Raw genomic sequence first — 17458 nt, 5'->3', positions numbered from 1 at the left:
GCATAATTTAATTACCTATAATGAATTTACTACTCCAAACAACTCAACATAATTTACAAGGACAAATTGCAGTAACAGGATCAAAAAGCGAAACCAACCGGTTATTGTTGTTAAAAGCATTGTTTCCGAATATTACTTTGGCTAATACTTCAAACTCTGATGATAGTGAGGTAATGCAAAAAGCGCTAATCGGCCATGATGAAATTATAGACATTCACCATGCTGGAACGGCCATGCGTTTTTTAACTGCCTATTTTGCAGTAAATGAAGGAAGAGAAGTAGTGATGACGGGTTCCAGCAGAATGCAGGAGCGTCCGATAAAGATCCTGGTAGAAGCTTTGGAACAATTAGGAGTTGAAATCTCTTATGAAAAAGAAGAAGGCTATCCGCCAATTCGGATCAAAGGGAAAAAAGTAACCGCTTCAAAAGTAACTCTGGCAGCCAATGTAAGCAGTCAGTATATTTCGGCACTTTTATTAGTGGCATCAAAACTGGAGAATGGTCTGGAACTGACTTTAGAAGGCGAAATCACTTCGATTCCTTATATCAAAATGACTTTGGCTTTGCTAAACGATTTAGATATCCAAACGAGTTTTGAAGGAAATGTGATTAAAGTATACCCAAAAGCTGAGGTAGCTTCTAAAGAAATGGTAGTGGAATCGGACTGGAGTTCGGCTTCATACTTCTTTAGTTTGGTAGCTTTGGCTGATACTGCTTCAATAACGTTGAGCAGTTATAAAGAAAATAGTTTGCAGGGTGATTCGGAATTAGTGTCGCTTTATGAAAAATTAGGAGTGAAAACTACTTTTCAGGATAATAAAATGACGCTGATAAAACAAGAGAATTTTAAATTTGAAACCGTAAATTTTGAATTAAACAATACTCCCGATATTGCACAAACCATCGTAGTAACCTGTTTAGGTTTGGGAATAGGCTGTCATTTGACAGGTCTTCATACCTTGAAGATTAAAGAAACTGACCGTTTGGAAGCGTTGCGAATAGAACTTACAAAATTAGGTGCTACGATTTCAGTAACGAATGATAGTTTGACTTTGACGGCATCAGAAAACATTAAGCACAATGTGAAAATTGCAACATATAATGACCACCGTATGGCAATGGCATTTGCTCCATTGGCTTTGAAAGTGCCAATTATTATTGAGGATGCCGAAGTAGTTTCAAAATCATATCCTGATTTCTGGAATGATTTGAAAGCATTAGACTTTGAAATTGTCCAAACCCTATAAAAAATAGAAGTTCATTTTATGGTTAAACATATATTGAATAGCCTCCAGTTGAAACTGGAGGTTTTTTTGTGCATTTAGTTTTGACTTTAATTAGCTTAAAGAGACGTTGATTTTTAAGGAATCCGGATTAAAGTGACTGTGATTTCCTATATCGTTAAAAAAAAGATAAAACTTTCATTTTTAAGCAACTCAAAGTGTCAGTAAACCAAGGGCTTTTAAAAATAAACGGCAAAACACTTGACAACGCCTATCTCACAATCGTATATTTGCACACGATTTACAATTTTAGATAAAAAATCTAAAATCTACACTCTAAAATCAGCAATGTCAATATGAAATTATCACATTTTCAATTTAATTTACCAAAAGAACTTTTAGCGGAATTTCCAGCAGAAAACAGAGATGAGTCTCGTTTAATGGTAATCGATCGTCAAAAACAAACTATAGAGCACAAAATGTTCAAAGATGTTATCAATTATTTTGATGACGGAGACGTTTTGATCCTTAACAATACTAAAGTTTTCCCGGCACGTTTGTACGGAAATAAAGAAAAAACAGGAGCAAGAATTGAAGTTTTTTTATTGAGAGAATTAAATTCAGAACAACGTCTTTGGGATGTTTTGGTTGATCCGGCTCGTAAAATCAGAATTGGTAATAAACTTTATTTTGGTGACGACGATTCGTTAGTGGCCGAGGTAATCGACAACACTACTTCTCGTGGTAGAACTTTACGTTTCTTATACGATGGATCTTATGAAGAATTCAGAAATAAATTGACAGAACTTGGAGAAACTCCAATTCCTAAATACATCAACAGAGAAGTAACTGCTGAAGATGCTGAAAGATACCAAACCATTTACGCAAAAGAAGAAGGAGCTGTAGCAGCACCAACTGCGGGTTTACACTTCTCAAAACACCTTTTGAAAAAATTAGAAATTAAAGGAGTAAATTTTGCAGAAGTAACACTTCACGTTGGTTTAGGAACTTTTAATCCGGTTGAGGTTGAAGATTTGTCGAAACACAAAATGGATTCTGAAGAATTAATCATCAGACAAGAAGCTTGTGATATCGTAAATGCAGCAAAAGCAGGAAGAAAACGTATTTGTGCTGTTGGAACAACTTCTATGCGTGCCATCGAAAGTTCAGTTTCATCTCAAAATACTTTAAATCCTTACGAAGGCTGGACTAATAAATTTATTTTTCCTCCTCACGATTTTAGTATTGCTAACTGTATGATTACAAATTTCCACACACCAAAATCAACATTATTAATGATGATTTCTGCTTTCTGTGGTCATGATTTAATGAAAAGAGCTTACGAAGAAGCAATCAAAGAAGAATACAAATTCTATTCTTACGGAGATGCAATGTTAATCTTATAATTAGATTCTATAGAGATATTCAACCCGACAGGTTTTAACAACCTGTCGGGTTTTCTATTTTATAATGATTTCAACTTTCAGGTGCTGTTGGTAACTTGAAACCTGAAACTTGAAACAAAATAAACAATTTTTGTTATTTTAGCATTCAAAACAAACGCAATGACTTTTCAAAATACACGCGAATTCGCGAAACAACTCGATTCAGAGGATATTTTAAATCACTATCAGGACCAATTTATATTCCCAAAAGTTAATGACAAAAGAGTAATTTATTTTACTGGAAACTCTTTGGGATTACAGCCAAAACGGACCAAAGCTTATATTGATGAAGTAATGAACGACTGGGCAGATCTTGCGGTAGAAGGTCATTTTTATGCCGAAAAACCATGGTGGGATTATCAGGAAAGATTTGCTGAACCTTTGAGTAAAATTGTTGGAGCTTTACCTTCTGAAGTAACGGTCATGAATACTTTGACTGTAAACCTTCATTTGTTGATGGTCTCTTTCTATCAGCCAACGGCAACCCGTTATAAAATTATCTGTGAAGAAAAAGCATTTCCTTCAGATCAGTATATGTTTCAGAGTCAGGTACATTTTCATGGTTATAAAACAGAAGATGCGATTGTAGAAATCAAACGCCGTGATGGAGAACACAATATTCGTCTTGAAGATATCTTGGCTAAAATTGAAGAAGTTGGAGACGAATTGGCCTTGGTGTTAATAGGAGGGGTAAATTATTATACCGGGCAGGTTTTTGATATGAAAACAATTACGGCTGCGGGACAAAAAGCCGGAGCAAAAGTAGGTTGGGATTTAGCACATGCTGCAGGAAATATCAAACTGGAACTTCACAATTGGAATGTAGATTTCGCCGCCTGGTGTAGTTATAAATACATGAATTCAGGACCGGGAAATGCTTCTGGCTGTTTCGTACACGAAAAACACCATAATAATCCCGACTTGCCAAGATTCGCAGGATGGTGGGGACACAATAAGGAACGTCGTTTTAAAATGGAACCAAATTTTGATCCGGTTCATGGAGCAGACGGTTGGCAAATTAGTAATTTACCGATACTTTCTTTAGCGCCTTATTTAGCTTCCGTTGAAATGTTTGCTGAGGTTGGAATGGATACTTTAATTGCAAAAAGGGACAAAATTACCGCCTATTTAGAATTTATTTTACATGAAATAGACAAGGAAGTAAAAGGTAATTTTGAGATCATAACGCCTTCAAATCCTGACGAAAGAGCCTCCCAGCTTTCAGTCTTTTTACACGGAGAAGGAAGAAGTTTGTTTGATTATTTGATGAAAAATGGTGTTATAACAGACTGGCGTGAACCAAATGTAATTCGTCTGGCACCCGTTCCATTGTATTGTTCGTATGAAGACATGTACGATTTTGGACAAATACTTAAAAAAGGAATATTAGGCAAATAAGCTAAAATATAATCTCGCCAAGACGTTAAGTCGCAGGGTTTTTTAATTCACGCCATATTCAAAGAGGTTCAAAAGTTTTTTAAAATCATTTTAATCCTTATAATCTGTGGCTAGATATAACTTCGCAACTTCGCATCTTGGCGATTTTTCTTTAAGAGCGTTATAAAAAATAATTGGTCTCCTCAAAATCGGAAACCACTTAAAATCTTCAAATTGTATAAGCTTTGAGTTAAATCTTGTAACTTCAACCATATAGATGTCCTTTACTTTGTGGTGTAATAACTTTTAAAACCACAATCATGAAAGCCTTATGTATTTTAATAGCTGCATTATCTATTATTTCTTGTCAGAATCAGGGAAAAGAAGATATTAATAAAGCGAAACAAGCTAGTATTGATTCGATGAAAGTTGAAATTAATAAACAAAGAGTTATTGATTCAATGAAAACAGAAATGGCAAAGATCAAAGAAGAGCAAAAGGTAGCATCTCAAAAAATAGCATCTCAAAAAGTTGTAGTGGTGCATCAACAAGCTGATGGTACAGCTACAGCGCCACAAACTGCAACTAAAAAGAAAGGCTGGAGTTCTACTGCGAAAGGTGCTGTAATTGGCGCAGGAGTGGGAGCAGTGACAGGAGCCATCGTTAGTAAGAAAAAAGGTCAGGGAGCTATAATAGGTGGTTTGGCTGGAGCAGGTGTTGGCGCCGGAACCGGAGCTATCATTGATGGCAGAAAGAAGAAAAAAGAATAAATATAGATTTCAAAATAAAACCGCCGATTTAAAATTTAAATCGGCGGTTTCTTTATACCAACTCAGAGACTGGGACTTTTATTGTAGCCAGTTCCAGTTTGTAAAAATCGAATTGATATTTAATTTTTTCTGTATCATTTTGAAAATAAAAGGTAGATTCAAATAAATCTTCATAATAGGCGATTCCTTCAAAGAGATTGGCTTTAAAAGTATTCCATTTCTTTAATTGTGCATTCGTGACTTCTCCTGAAACAGTATTGATTTCATTTTTTAAATATTCGATATACATTTTCAATTCTTTCACAAATAAATTAGGCCTGCTATTGGTTCTCAGGATTGATTTATTTCCATAAATATGTGCCAGCATATCTGACAGGGAAACTTCTTGATCAAAATAGGCCATATTCGGTCCTGGACAGATAACCACACCCTGTGGCTGCCCCTTGATTTTAATATCATTTTCTAAATAAGATGCATTGGCCAATCCAACACACAAACAGGACTTTTCGGTGATTGCAAATTTAGCTCTTTCATAAGCTTCAGCTGAAAGAGTATCTTTTTTCGCCGCTAATTCTTCTAATTTAATATCCTGAAATTTTTTAGATGCTGTACAAATCCCATGTGGATCATATTCTTTGCTCAGTGCCAGAAACTTTTTAGGGCAGGCACTTCCGGCTTTATTTTGCTCGATTCTTTTTTGCTTTAGAATTTCATTTGTTGTGCCTTTCAAAGTATTAAACGGAACACCCAGTGGAGAAATGTGGCTTAAATACAAATCTTTCTCCTTCGCTTCGATTAACAAATTACGAGTTGCCTGATCTACGGATGTAGCTTCGGGAACCAATAAAAAAGGAGATCCCCATCCTACAGAATCTACCTGATAATTTTGTAACAAAAATTCATGTTCTTCGGCAGTTCCTACGCCGCCTTGAACTGTGATTTTTAGAGGCAATGGATTTTCAGGCACATGAACTTGTTTTTGCTGTAATACTTTTGTCATCAGCTCATGTGCTGACTGAATAAGTTGATCCTTTTTTTGCTTGAATTCCTCTAGAATAGGGCCTAATAAAAGACCATCAGTTGCAAAAGCATGTCCGCCGCAGTTTAGTCCTGATTCTATTCTGTATTCAGAAACCCAAAGGCCTTTTTTAGCCAGGAAATTTCCCTGAATCATAGCCGATCTAAAATCACTTACTTTTAGAATAATTCTTTTTTTAAGTTCATTTTTGCTATTAGGGAAAAAATCTGAAAAATTTTCAAAATAGCTATACAATCTCGGATTCATTCCTGCCGAAAGTACAACCGAAGATTCAAGATTGCTATTTGCAAAACCCCTTAAAGCAGCATGGGCATCATTAAATTCGATGGGTAGCTGTTCGTTTTTTTCGAAATTATCTTTATCGAGTTTGGTCATGATGTTTACATCAATTAAACCGGGTGAAAGATGAGATTCGATGTAATTTTGGATGTTTTCCTTGAAAGAAATCCCGTCGTCGAGTAAATTCTGAAAGCCTTTTTTGATGTCTGAAGTATTCGGCAACATCGCAATGTAGTTTTCCAATGCGGTTTTACTTTCGATTAGTTCAGCTTTAAAATTTTCGAATTTGTCTTTTACAATCTTATCTACTAGATTAAGGTAAGAGGTGATGCGCTGTGCCCTGTAGTCCTGAAATTTTTGGCTTATTTCTTCGTATGGGAAATTAAATTTAGTACTGTAAAAATTACGCATCTTTTCAATTAAATCATCATCAGCAATAGAAACAACAGATGAAATACCAAATTGCGCCACCCGAATTGGGCTGTCAATTGTATATGCGAGACCCATTACAGGGATATGAAAAGTGTGTAAGGATGGTTTTGCCATTTGCTTTTAGATTAAAATAAAAGCAAATGTTAGGAAAAAAAATCTCAAAAAACCTGATAATTGTCAGGTTTGCAGTTTCTTATTTTACAAAATTTGTCATTAAGAATAGTTGATAGGCTAATTTGTGCAATTTGTGGCGAAAGAAAACAAAGCGTGACGAAAAACGCATCACATTAAATGAGAATCTTCTTGAAAGACTCTGCAATGCTTCGCCATAAAAAATTATAGAATGATTTCTCCTGAATTCGTTCTAATTCAACATCGGCGGTTTTGGTTTTTTCCCCGGAGTTATTTTTCAGTAATAAATTAGCAACTGCTGTTTTTAACTTAGCTTCTTTCTCAGGATGTTTCTTTTTGAATAATTTCACTTTTAGATCTTCATAATCTAATGAAGCATTTCCTTTGGCAGTATTGTCATTTCCGTAAAAATCAAAATGATATTTATTGAATTTTCCTGTAAATGAAGTATTGATGTAAGGTTTAGTAAACGGCTCCATTGAAACAACATCAAAATTAGAAATGGTTCCCTGAATATGAAAACTGTCTTTTTCATCGAGCACATTAAAACTCCAGTCAATATTCAAAGGAGACGCTTTCATGAACAAACAATTGATTTTTATTTTTACATCAGCCATCTTCTTCAATGCGAAACCACTTTTGAGATTGGTAGCCTGCAAGTTTAAACGATCAAAATTTAAGATTCCGGGGCCTTTTGAAAAATTAATTTCTTCTTCGTAAACCAATTTTGATTTTAAAATCTGAAGCGTATTAATCTGTAAAGGGAATTTAATTTTTCGCAGCAAGGCATTGTACAGATATTTTTTGCTCAAATCATCTTTTGGTGTTTTGTTGCGATACACATTGGCTTCTGCATGATGGACAACCAGCGAATTGGCTTTAAAGAAAAAGAGCTCTTTTTTAAAACCCCAGTCCATTTTTTCAATATCGGCAGAATCCAGTTTTATCGTATAAATGTCCTTTTCTTTCTTTAGTTTCTGAACAAACTCTGCTCTATTAAATTCAGGTAAATACGAAAAGTTTTTTATTCTTAAAAAATGATTTTCGGTAGTGATCCGGCCAACATTCATACGATAAAAGGCATTGGGTTTATAATACAGACTATCGCAAATGAGAACATATTTTTTAAAATGCATCGGGATTTTTTCTTTTAAGGTAGCTGCCGTCACCAAAATCCCTTCGAGTTTTAAAACGATTTTTTTGATGTTAAAAAAAGGTTTGTTATTGGTGAGAGAGACCACATCGACACTTCCTTCATTTAAATAAATATTAGAAACCGCAACTATCTTTTGAAAAGGTTCTATAATCTCTGTCTTAATATTTTTACTGTTGTTTAAAAGGTTTTCGCCTTTTTTGTACAGAATAACGCGGGGTTTGTTGATGATGATACTTTCGGCTTTAATAACATCGCGGAATGCCAGATCCCAAATGTTGAAATGCTGAATCGTAATCGATTCGATTTTAGAGTAGATTCCGTTTTTTGCTTTGCTGTTTTTAAGTTGGCTTTTGGGATGAATTAATAACGTTTGTGCATGAATGCTTCGGGACCAGAGTGACACTTTTATTTTTTCGTAATGGATGGCATAAGCGGTTGTGTTTTTCTCGTTTACGATAATAGGTAATTGTTTTTTTATCCAAATATTAAGACCAATATTGAGTAAAATCACAAAAAAGAAGACTGAAATGATACCGATCGCTATTTTTTTATAGATTGACATTTATAGGATTGATTTTAAATACATAAATTTAGACTTTTAAAAGCGATGTTTCTTACACGATTTTAAATTTAAGTTATATCATTTCAAAATCATTTATCCTTATACGTTTCATAAATATGAGAAAAATTAAAAAAATTCTGCTGGTACTATTGGTATTGATCGTTATTCTTGGAATCGGTTTATGCGCTTACATTTTTCATTTGAAGCCTAAGTATGAAGGCGAAGTCGAATTGAAAAATCTCCAAAAGGAAACCACAGTGTATTTTGATGATTTTGGAGTTCCCCATATTTATGCCGATTCTGAAAAAGATGCCATGACAGCACTAGGTTATGTCCATGCGCAGGAACGATTATGGCAAATGGAATTGCTTCGAAGAATTGCACCCGGAAGATTGTCGGAAATCTTTGGATCGGTTGCACTAAAAAATGATAAGTTTTTCTCCGGAATTGGTATCGAAGAAGCTTCTGCAAAAGCTATTTCAAAATTAGATACGAACAGTCAGAGTTATAAAATGACGATGGCCTATCTGGACGGAATAAACCAATATTTGGAAGAAGGACCAACTCCGGTTGAGTTTACACTAGTAGGCGTGAAAAAAGAAAAATTCACCATAAAAGACGTTTACAATATTTTTGGATACATGTCTTTTAGTTTCGCCATGGCTCAAAAAACAGATCCTTTATTAACCTTTATTCGAGACAAGTATGGTGTCGAATATTTGAAAGACTTAGGGATTGAAGGCGAGTTTAATACCACGAAAATTAGAAGTTCCAAGGAAAACATAGAAGAATATACCGCTATTTCAAAGTCGGTAGCAGCATTACTGGATAACTCGCCGATACCTCCTTTTGTGGGAAGTAATAGCTGGGTGGCAGGACCTACTAAAACCAAAAGCGGGAAAGTAATTTTTGCAAACGATCCCCATATTAGTTTTTCGCAGCCAGGAACCTGGTACGAGGCGCATTTAGTAACACCGGATTTTGAGTTGTACGGCTGTTATCTGGCCGGAACACCTTATCCGTTATTAGCGCACAACCGTAATTACGCTTACGGACTCACAATGTTTGAAAATGATGATATCGATTTTTATCAGGAAAAGAATAAAAGTGATGACTCCAATCAATATCAGACACCAACAGGTTTTGCTGCTTATACATCTCTGAAAAAAACGATAAAGGTAAAAGATACTTCAGATGTGGTTTTGACTGTTAAATCAAGCCGACATGGGCCGATTATGAATGATGTACTGGATCATTTAGATAAAAAGAATCCTATTGCAATGTCGTGGGTGTATACACAGCAGCCCATTCAGATTTTAGATGCCGTTTACGGGCTTTCACATGCTAAAAATAAAAACGATTTTAGAAAAGCAGTTTCGCTGGTTGCCGCACCTGGTTTGAATGTGATGTATGGTGATGCCAAAGGAAATGTGGCATGGTGGGCAACAGGGGCACTTTACAAACACGATAAAGGAGTAAATACATTTCTTATTTTGGATGGAGCGAGCGGCAAAGATGATATTAAAGAATATTTAGATTTCTCGAAAAACCCTTCTGCCGAGAATCCAAAGTGGGGTTATGTGTATTCAGCCAATAATCAGCCTGAAGCCATTGATGGATTTTTATATCCGGGCTATTATTTACCGGAAGATCGTGCGAAAAGAATTTCTGGTTTGATGGATGCAAAATCAGATTGGGACAAAGACGCAATCAGTAAGATGATTTTTGATAACACCTCACCCGTTTCACCAGGAGTAGTGCAACATCTGGTTTCGGCTTTAGTCAGAAGTTCTCTTTCAGCAGAAGAAAAAGAAGCGATAAACTTTTTACAATCATGGAAAGGAACCAATAATCTGGAAGATGTTGGACCAACGATTTATAATAAATGGGTTTATTTATATTTAAAAAATACTTTCGAAGATGAAATGGGAGATGATAATTTTAGATTATATCTTGATACCTCTTTGGGAAAACAAATTATTGCAAGACAAATTGAAAAGGAAAACTCCGTTTGGTGGGATAACATCAAAACCAAAAATGTAAAAGAAACCAGAAGTGATATTATTTCAAAATCATTTCATGAAGCTGTAGCAGGGCTTCAGGAACAATTGGGCGATAAGGTAGCAGATTGGCATTGGGGGAAAGCACACACAGTAGAGCATGAACATCCTTTGGGAAAAGTAGCTGCATTACGTGGACTATTTAATGTAGGACCTTTTGCAGCTCCTGGATCAAACGAGGTAATAAACAACCAGTTTTTTGGATTTAATAAAGAAGGGAAGTATCACGTAAAAGGCGGGCCATCAACCAGAAGAATTATTGATTTCTCAGATATCGAAAACAGCTGGAGTATTTTACCAACCGGACAATCGGGTAATCCGTTTAGTAAGCATTACGACGACCAGGCAGAAATGTACAATGCCGGAAAATTCAGAAAAATGAAATTGAATAAAGAGGAAATTATTAAAACATCAACCAAACTAGTTTTGAAACCAAAAGCGAAGTAATGCTTTTGGTTTCAGGTTTCAAGTTTCAGGTTTCAAGTTCCACTTTTCACTTTTCACATTCAACATTTCACTTATACCTGCCGGAAAATAGTTTTTTTAGTTTTAGGATTACTGGTTTTACCGCAAAGAGCACAAAGTTTCTTTTGCGTTTTTATGAGAAAGAATGCAAAAGTGTCTTGGAGTTGGTTTTTTGCAAAGTTTAAGCTTTTACAAAGATTGCAACCTTAGCAACTTAGAATCTCAGAACCTCAGTACCTATTTATACTTCCCCCGAACAATATCATTCGCAAATATTTCAAGATTGTAACCAAGTGCATCGTTAGTGACCATGACATTTGTAGTTTGATATACGATATCTTTTTGGTACGTTTTTAATAATGTTTCTAATTCTATTTCATTATAAAAAGCAAACATATTATAAACAGCATCACGAAAGTTTTTATAGTTAATACTCTCGGTTATTTCAATTGTTTTTTGATCATTCCATTTTTCTTTAAGCGCAGCTTCGCTGATGGTCGCCAGGCAAAAATCGGTAACATAGGTTTTGTAATTTGCAGCTTCCACAATTTTATCAATTATTATTTTGTTTTGCTGAGAAGGCATTGGGACTGTTTTGCCAGCGGTTTGAGAATTACCGATAAGTGGAATAAACAGGCATAGTACTAACATTAAAAGAGTTTGTGTCTTTAAATTTTTCATAGGTTAAGTAAGCAGCTTACAACAATTTTGTTGTAAATCAGGTTGATTTGAGGTTTTAATTTTGTTTTTTTGGGCAGTGCTAAAATAGTTTTTTTAATGCTAAATTATCGAATCCTACTGTTAGAAATTGTAACAAAAAGAATCCTCTAAAACTGATTGAGAATCAGTTTTAGAGGATTTTTTTAAAGAAGTCGAATGAAAGTTATTTCGTTTTGTCTTTTGAAATTTCTTCCAATACCTTTTTTCCATTTTCATTTGTCGGATCCAGTTCAACTGATTTGGAATAATTTTCAAACGCAAGTTTTTTATCTCCATCAGCCAAATAGGCTTCTCCTAAACTATCATACGCGTTTCCGGATTTTGGAAAAGAAGCGGCATTTATTTTAAAAATCTCGATCGCCTCTTTAATTTTTCTTTTTTGTAAAAGTTGATAGCCCACGTCATTCATGTCGTTTTCCTTGATAGCGTAAGTAGGATCGTTTTTTAATTTGGCATAGGCAACCGTTCCGCTTGTAACCCCTTGTTCTGTAAAAACATCCAAAAGCTCAAACGCCAAAGATTTTTTCGGCTGGTTGAATGATTGTTTGTACAAAATGGCTCTGATCGCATTGCTCATTTCTTCCAAAACAGTTCCGCCAGTGTTGTTGAGTAAAACAATTAGATTTTTATCCGTTACAATACGAACGATATTGGTGTTAAACCCATTGATTCCACCACCATGTTCAACAATTTTTAATTGGGCGGCATCTTTTCCTTTGTTTTTTTCGCTGACAACCCATCCATAGCCGTAAGACTCATTTTTTCTTGTACTGATGTAAGGTTTGAATAATAATTCTGTTGATGCCGCAGAAAGTATTTTATTGGCATAAAGCGCCTGATCCCATAGGTACAAATCCTCCACCGTAGAATATAAAGAACCTGCTGCGTAAGGTATACTCATATCGATATAGGAAGCATTACTAATTTTTTTGGCGTTTTTCTCATAACCGGCAGCTCTGTTTTCCAAGAGGACTTCGGGGCGATCATAGCCGGAATTGACCATCTTCAATGGCGTAAAGATGGTCTCTTGCAAATAGTGCTCGTATGTTTTTCCGGTAACTTTTTCGATAATATATCCTAAAAGGAAATATCCGGAATTACTATAGCTGAATCTTTCACCCGGAGTAAAATCAAGCGGTAAATTAGAGAACGTTTTGACAAACTCTTCAGGTGTATAAGGATTTCGGCTTTTATCTTTGAAAAAATCAGGTAAAGAAGTGTAATTTGGAATTCCCGACGTATGTGTAAGCAAATGATGAAGCGTTATTTTATCGCCGGTTTCTTTAGGGTAATCCGGTAAGTAAGTAGTGATAGGAACATCCAGTTTTACTTTACTTTCTTCGGCTAATTTTAAGATTAAAAATGCGGTAAATTGTTTGGTGATGGAGCCCAATCTGAATTTGGTATTAGGCTCGTTCGGAATATTCCATTCCATATTGGCAGAACCGTATCCTTTCTTAAAAATGACTTTTCCATTTTCGGTAACCAGTGCCGAACCATTAAATTGTCCGTATTGATTGTACGTACTTAAAAGTTGGTCAATTTGTTTTGCTTTGTCCTGTGCGGAAGAGATGTTTATAGCGAAAAAAAGGAAAAGAACGCTAAGAACAACTAGTTTGATTGGTTGCTTCATATTGATTGATGATTAAGGTTAGTGAACCAGTGATTGATTTTTGATTTGATGATTGAAACTCCGTAATCTGTTCAGGATTATGTTGTCGTCTTTATTTAGACGACTCATTTTTAATTAAGTTTCAGAATCAATCCTTTTTTTATCTTTTTTTTAACACACTAGCGGTAGAGCATAGACGCAATGCTACTATTTACAGGCTATGCTCATAACTAACAATTTTCTTTACCTTTCAATCTTTATTTTTTGTTCCTCGATGAGGATGAATTCCTCCTCTGCGATCTGTATCTCTAAAATAGCTAAGTTGGTTTAAGCGAATAGCACTTCACCTAAAAATTGCACAATAAGGATAAATAACTTTAGCATAGATTTATTTCGTTTCTATATCAATTATTTTCTGACCCTTTTCACCAAAATAATGCGTTACAATCTTTTCATAAACCTTATAACCATCATCAACATTGGTGAAAATAATCAGACCTTGTTTGGTTTTTGGAAGTAATAAGAAAATGGTTTGAACACCCTGATCAGCTCCGCCATGCGATAAAGCATAATCGTTATCTCCTAAATCATAAATTTCAAAACCCAGTCCGAAGTACTTATTTTTTTTGGTTTGAACCTGATGAGAAGTCATGTCTTCGAAAACCTTTTTGCTCAACCCATCGCTGTTCATGACGCTGCATAAGAATGTTCCGTAATCTTCAATAGTCGTCAGTAAATCATCAGCGGCATTTGCGGTTTTGTTTTTAGTAGGTTCATAAGCATTCCCTTTATTGTCGTAACCAATGGCATATCTCGACAAATCAATTTTATCGTTCCAGACCAACTGAGTATCGTTCATTTTTAGAGGTTTAAACACCAGTTCACCGGCTAACTGATCCAGTGTTTTATGAAATTTCTTCTCTAAGGCCCTTCTCAAATACTCTAAACCCTCTCCTGAGTATTGGTATTTTGTTCCGGGTTTAAATTTAAAATCCAGTTTGCCCGATTTGTTCATGAACCTCCAGTTAGGAAAACCGGTTTGATGACTTAAGATAATTCGGGTCGTTAGCAATTTAGTATTAGGATCATTTGCAATATCCGGATCTGTCCAATATTTGTAAAGAGGCTCGTCGAGATCCCATTTTCCGGCACTCACTAATTTTAAAGTAACCATTGCAGTAACAGGCTTGGTTAAAGAAGCCACGTTCCAAATCGAATTATAAGGTGCCGCAACTCCTTTTTTGAGTTCGCCAAATACTTTTACTTCCTGTAATTTTCCATCGTTGATCAGACCAATTCCTAGTGCCGGAATATTGTTTTGTACCAGCCATTTTTTAATTTCGGCATCGTTGTCAAAGATATCTGATTTGGTACCCGCAGTACTGACATATTGGTGATCGTAACTAAATGATCTTTTGAGTTTCCAAACGCCATTTGCTAAAAGCCAGACGTGTGTAAATCGCGCGGTGCTGCCAAATTTTTCTTTGGCATCTGCAAAAGATTCGTTTTTCCCTATTGATTTTTCATAAAATTGGTGGATTCCCATTTGGACCGCACCATACAATACGCCTTTATTATAAAGTGGATAAACTTCGGTACTGCCCGGAACCAGATATCTTCTTGCTTTGTACGTTTCAACAGAACGGCACAAACCTTTTTTGAGGTTGACTAAAAAGGTGGCCTTGTCAGAAGGACCATCTCTATCATGATAAAATTCAAAGTCGTCAGTATAAAGATTTTCAAACTGGCTGATGTCGCAGGTATTAAAACCGACATTAAAAAGAAGACTGTCTCTTGACATAATCGTTTGGTACAATTCGGAACCTTTTTTTTCCTGAGAAAATCCGGTTTGGAACTGGAAAAGGAACATTGCAATTAAAAAAACTTTTAATTGAAAAATAGATGGATTGGTTTTCATTTTATATTGGTTTGGTTGATTGATGATGGTGCAATAGTACTGCAATCTAAAATCTAAAAATTGTACAAATGCGAAATCCTATCTTTTTTTAGAAAGAAAATATAAACTAGAGTTGAACGTTTTGGGAGTCGTTTTCATAACCCCTTTAAATTGTTTTATAAAATGCGACTGATCAAAATACTTGTTGTAAAGTGCAACCTCAGTCAGACTGAGTTTTTCTAAATCAGAATTGACCATTTGGTCGATCGATTTTCTGAATTTCAGAATCTGGATGTATTTTTTAATGGTAAGTCCGGTTGCTGTTTTAAATTTAATCTGCAACAAACGCTGAGAGACTTTTAATTCTTCTCCAATTTCTGAAACCGAAATTTCCTCATTGCGAAGTTTAATGATCTCACAGATTCTTTCGATGGTATTCTTGTCAGGGTTTGTAAAACTTAATTCCTCGAAATAGGCATTTAGTATCGTCAGCAATACCGAAATGTCATTGCTTAAGTTATAAGCTGTTTTAGCGGAAAAAGGCAGTTCGATCGGATTGATTTTGATAATAGAATCGCTAAAATTTCTCAAATCATATTGAGGAAACATTGAAAGCGTCCAGGGTTGTAACTGAATGATGGTAACTTTGGTTTTAGGTCTGATATTAACCAAAACCTTATTCGTCATTTGCGAACAAAAGTAGAATCCTTCATTCATCTCATATTTTTGCTTACTCGTGTGAACTTCTATCGAGGTCCCGCTGACAATAGCAAGATTAAAACAGCCGTTGGGTAAAACGAGTTTGTTTTCAATTATGGTTTCGCCATTGCCATTGTCCAGACACCAAATTTTATTAACAAACCGCTCGCTTTTTTCGCTTACATAATGTTCTGAATATAGATTCATTTTGAGATTATGTTTTGATGAGTTGTTGCCTATAATTCTTCAACGGTACAATACGTTAAATAATTTTGAATTCGTTCTGAGAGTCTTTTTTCTAAGTAAGCGTTGCCGCCTTTTAACGTGTTTAGGATTTGTATAGCTTGTTGCTGATATTCTTTTATCTTTTCCACACTCCAGTTTTTTGGTGGAACCTGTAAATTAGTTATTCGATCAGCTAATTTCACAGCCCATACCTCTTTTGATGACTCTTTAATTCGGGTTAGACTATCGGCCATTCTTTCTTCTTTAGGGATTTTAGAATTCTTTGTTAAGGCCAGAACAGCCTGAGCAATTTCTTCATCAAATTCCGCTGTAAGTTCTCCAAATGTAGTTTGGGTATCTTCAAGAATATCGTGTAGTAATGCAATTTGAATTGCAAATGCAGTATTAAATGACGCTGTGTTTTGCGAAGCCAATAGAATTTCCATTGTTACATTGCTTAAATGAACAACATAAGGTAAGTTAGTTCCGGGAATTACCTGATTTTGGTCGGCATGTTTTTTTGCGGCAAATTTTATGGTTCTTTGATATATGGTCTGCAATTCAGTCATAGAAGAAGTATTTTAGAATAAGCTAAAATACCATTTTTCTATCACAATAGTTGAGGCGGTTTTCCTATATAAATTCAGGAAAATATTCCGTTTTAACAGCTTCCCATTCCTCGGAAATAATACTGTAATACACATCATCTTTGCTCTTTCCTTCCGAATCGATATAATTGTTCCTGAAAACACCTTCTTTCGTGGCACCTAATTTTTCAATTGCCCGTTGCGATTTTTTGTTTTCGAGATCGGCACTGAACTGGATCCTTCGGAATTGGATGTTTTCAAATCCAAAATTGAGCAACTCAAACTTACAGGCTTTGTTTAAACCTGTTCCCTGAAATTGTTTCCCGTACCAGGTCCAGCCAATTTCACATTTTTGACTGGCATGATTAAGGTAGCCGTATCTTGTACTTCCGGCAACCTTGTTGGACGCTTTATCAACAATTAAAAAAGGATAACAAATTCCGGCGGCTTTTTGCTCTAAGGTATTTTGAATGTAGCTTTCAAAATCTTTTTCATCCCGAACGTACATACCCATGTATTTCCAGATAGCATCGTCAAAAGTGATTTCTTTGAGTTCACTGTTTCTTTGGTTTTCAAACGGAATTAATACTACTTTTTCGTTTTCCAGAATAATTTCTGATTGTAGAATTTTGCTGTCCATGATTTTGATATATATTAAGGTAAAACGGAATACGAAAGTAAGAGTTTAATTTTTCTAGATAAACTGAATAAAATAACATTTTGTTATATTTTTAAAGCAACTCCGAATCCTGACAAAAATCGAAACCGTTGTGAGTCG

At 35.3% G+C, this 17458-nt stretch carries 13 protein-coding genes; 5 read left to right on the top strand and 8 right to left on the bottom strand.

All coding sequences use genetic code 11. The features are described from left to right. The first annotated feature begins 20 nt into the window (after positions 1-20). The 4 genes from aroA to FLA105534_RS09715 all read left to right on the top strand — a co-directional run bounded on the left by aroA (position 21) and on the right by FLA105534_RS09715 (position 4815). Positions 21-1247: a 3-phosphoshikimate 1-carboxyvinyltransferase gene (gene aroA, locus FLA105534_RS09730; RefSeq protein ID WP_173965935.1), complete on the top strand. Its 1227-nt coding sequence runs from the start codon at positions 21-23 to the stop codon at positions 1245-1247. A gap of 332 nt (positions 1248-1579) precedes the next feature. Next, positions 1580-2629, top strand: coding sequence for a tRNA preQ1(34) S-adenosylmethionine ribosyltransferase-isomerase QueA (queA, locus tag FLA105534_RS09725; RefSeq protein WP_173965934.1), 1050 nt, complete (start codon positions 1580-1582; stop codon positions 2627-2629). 159 nt (positions 2630-2788) lie between these two features. Beyond that, entirely contained in the window at positions 2789-4066 is a 1278-nt protein-coding gene (kynU, locus tag FLA105534_RS09720) for a kynureninase (RefSeq protein WP_173965933.1), read from the top strand. A gap of 299 nt (positions 4067-4365) precedes the next feature. Further along, positions 4366-4815 carry a glycine zipper family protein gene (locus FLA105534_RS09715; protein ID WP_173965932.1) on the top strand — a complete coding sequence of 150 codons (450 nt, stop codon included), beginning with the start codon at positions 4366-4368 and terminating at the stop codon, positions 4813-4815. A gap of 52 nt (positions 4816-4867) precedes the next feature. On the opposite strand, the gene FLA105534_RS09710 is transcribed toward FLA105534_RS09715, so the two are convergent. Together FLA105534_RS09710 and FLA105534_RS09705 are read right to left on the bottom strand one after the other, a co-directional pair. Next, positions 4868-6679 (bottom strand): hypothetical protein, encoded by a 1812-nt coding sequence (locus tag FLA105534_RS09710; protein ID WP_173965931.1) that lies wholly within the window; start codon positions 6677-6679, stop codon positions 4868-4870. A 173-nt stretch (positions 6680-6852) separates the two neighbouring features. Continuing rightward, positions 6853-8415 carry a hypothetical protein gene (locus tag FLA105534_RS09705; protein WP_173965930.1) on the bottom strand — a complete coding sequence of 521 codons (1563 nt, stop codon included), beginning with the start codon at positions 8413-8415 and terminating at the stop codon, positions 6853-6855. 116 nt (positions 8416-8531) lie between these two features. Between FLA105534_RS09705 and FLA105534_RS09700 the strand changes: the two genes are divergently transcribed. Next, positions 8532-10922 carry a penicillin acylase family protein gene (locus FLA105534_RS09700; protein WP_173965929.1) on the top strand — a complete coding sequence of 797 codons (2391 nt, stop codon included), beginning with the start codon at positions 8532-8534 and terminating at the stop codon, positions 10920-10922. A gap of 255 nt (positions 10923-11177) precedes the next feature. Here the strand turns inward: FLA105534_RS09700 and FLA105534_RS09695 are convergent, their stop codons facing one another. The 6 genes from FLA105534_RS09695 to FLA105534_RS09670 all read right to left on the bottom strand — a co-directional run bounded on the left by FLA105534_RS09695 (position 11178) and on the right by FLA105534_RS09670 (position 17320). Then, positions 11178-11621 carry a hypothetical protein gene (locus tag FLA105534_RS09695; protein WP_173965928.1) on the bottom strand — a complete coding sequence of 148 codons (444 nt, stop codon included), beginning with the start codon at positions 11619-11621 and terminating at the stop codon, positions 11178-11180. A gap of 202 nt (positions 11622-11823) precedes the next feature. Next, positions 11824-13293, bottom strand: coding sequence for a serine hydrolase domain-containing protein (locus FLA105534_RS09690; RefSeq protein ID WP_173965927.1), 1470 nt, complete (start codon positions 13291-13293; stop codon positions 11824-11826). Between the two features lie 367 nt (positions 13294-13660). Next, positions 13661-15190 (bottom strand): serine hydrolase, encoded by a 1530-nt coding sequence (locus tag FLA105534_RS09685; protein ID WP_173965926.1) that lies wholly within the window; start codon positions 15188-15190, stop codon positions 13661-13663. A gap of 78 nt (positions 15191-15268) precedes the next feature. Beyond that, positions 15269-16075, bottom strand: coding sequence for a helix-turn-helix domain-containing protein (locus tag FLA105534_RS09680; RefSeq protein WP_173965925.1), 807 nt, complete (start codon positions 16073-16075; stop codon positions 15269-15271). Positions 16076-16104: 29 nt separating this feature from the next. Further along, positions 16105-16662, bottom strand: coding sequence for an HD domain-containing protein (locus tag FLA105534_RS09675; RefSeq protein WP_173965924.1), 558 nt, complete (start codon positions 16660-16662; stop codon positions 16105-16107). Positions 16663-16726: 64 nt separating this feature from the next. Next, positions 16727-17320 carry a GNAT family N-acetyltransferase gene (locus tag FLA105534_RS09670; protein WP_173965923.1) on the bottom strand — a complete coding sequence of 198 codons (594 nt, stop codon included), beginning with the start codon at positions 17318-17320 and terminating at the stop codon, positions 16727-16729. Positions 17321-17458 lie beyond the last annotated feature (138 nt).

Source organism: Flavobacterium collinsii (assembly GCF_902804485.1).
Lineage (GTDB): Bacteria > Bacteroidota > Bacteroidia > Flavobacteriales > Flavobacteriaceae > Flavobacterium > Flavobacterium collinsii.
This window is presented reverse-complemented; position numbering and strand designations above follow the sequence as displayed.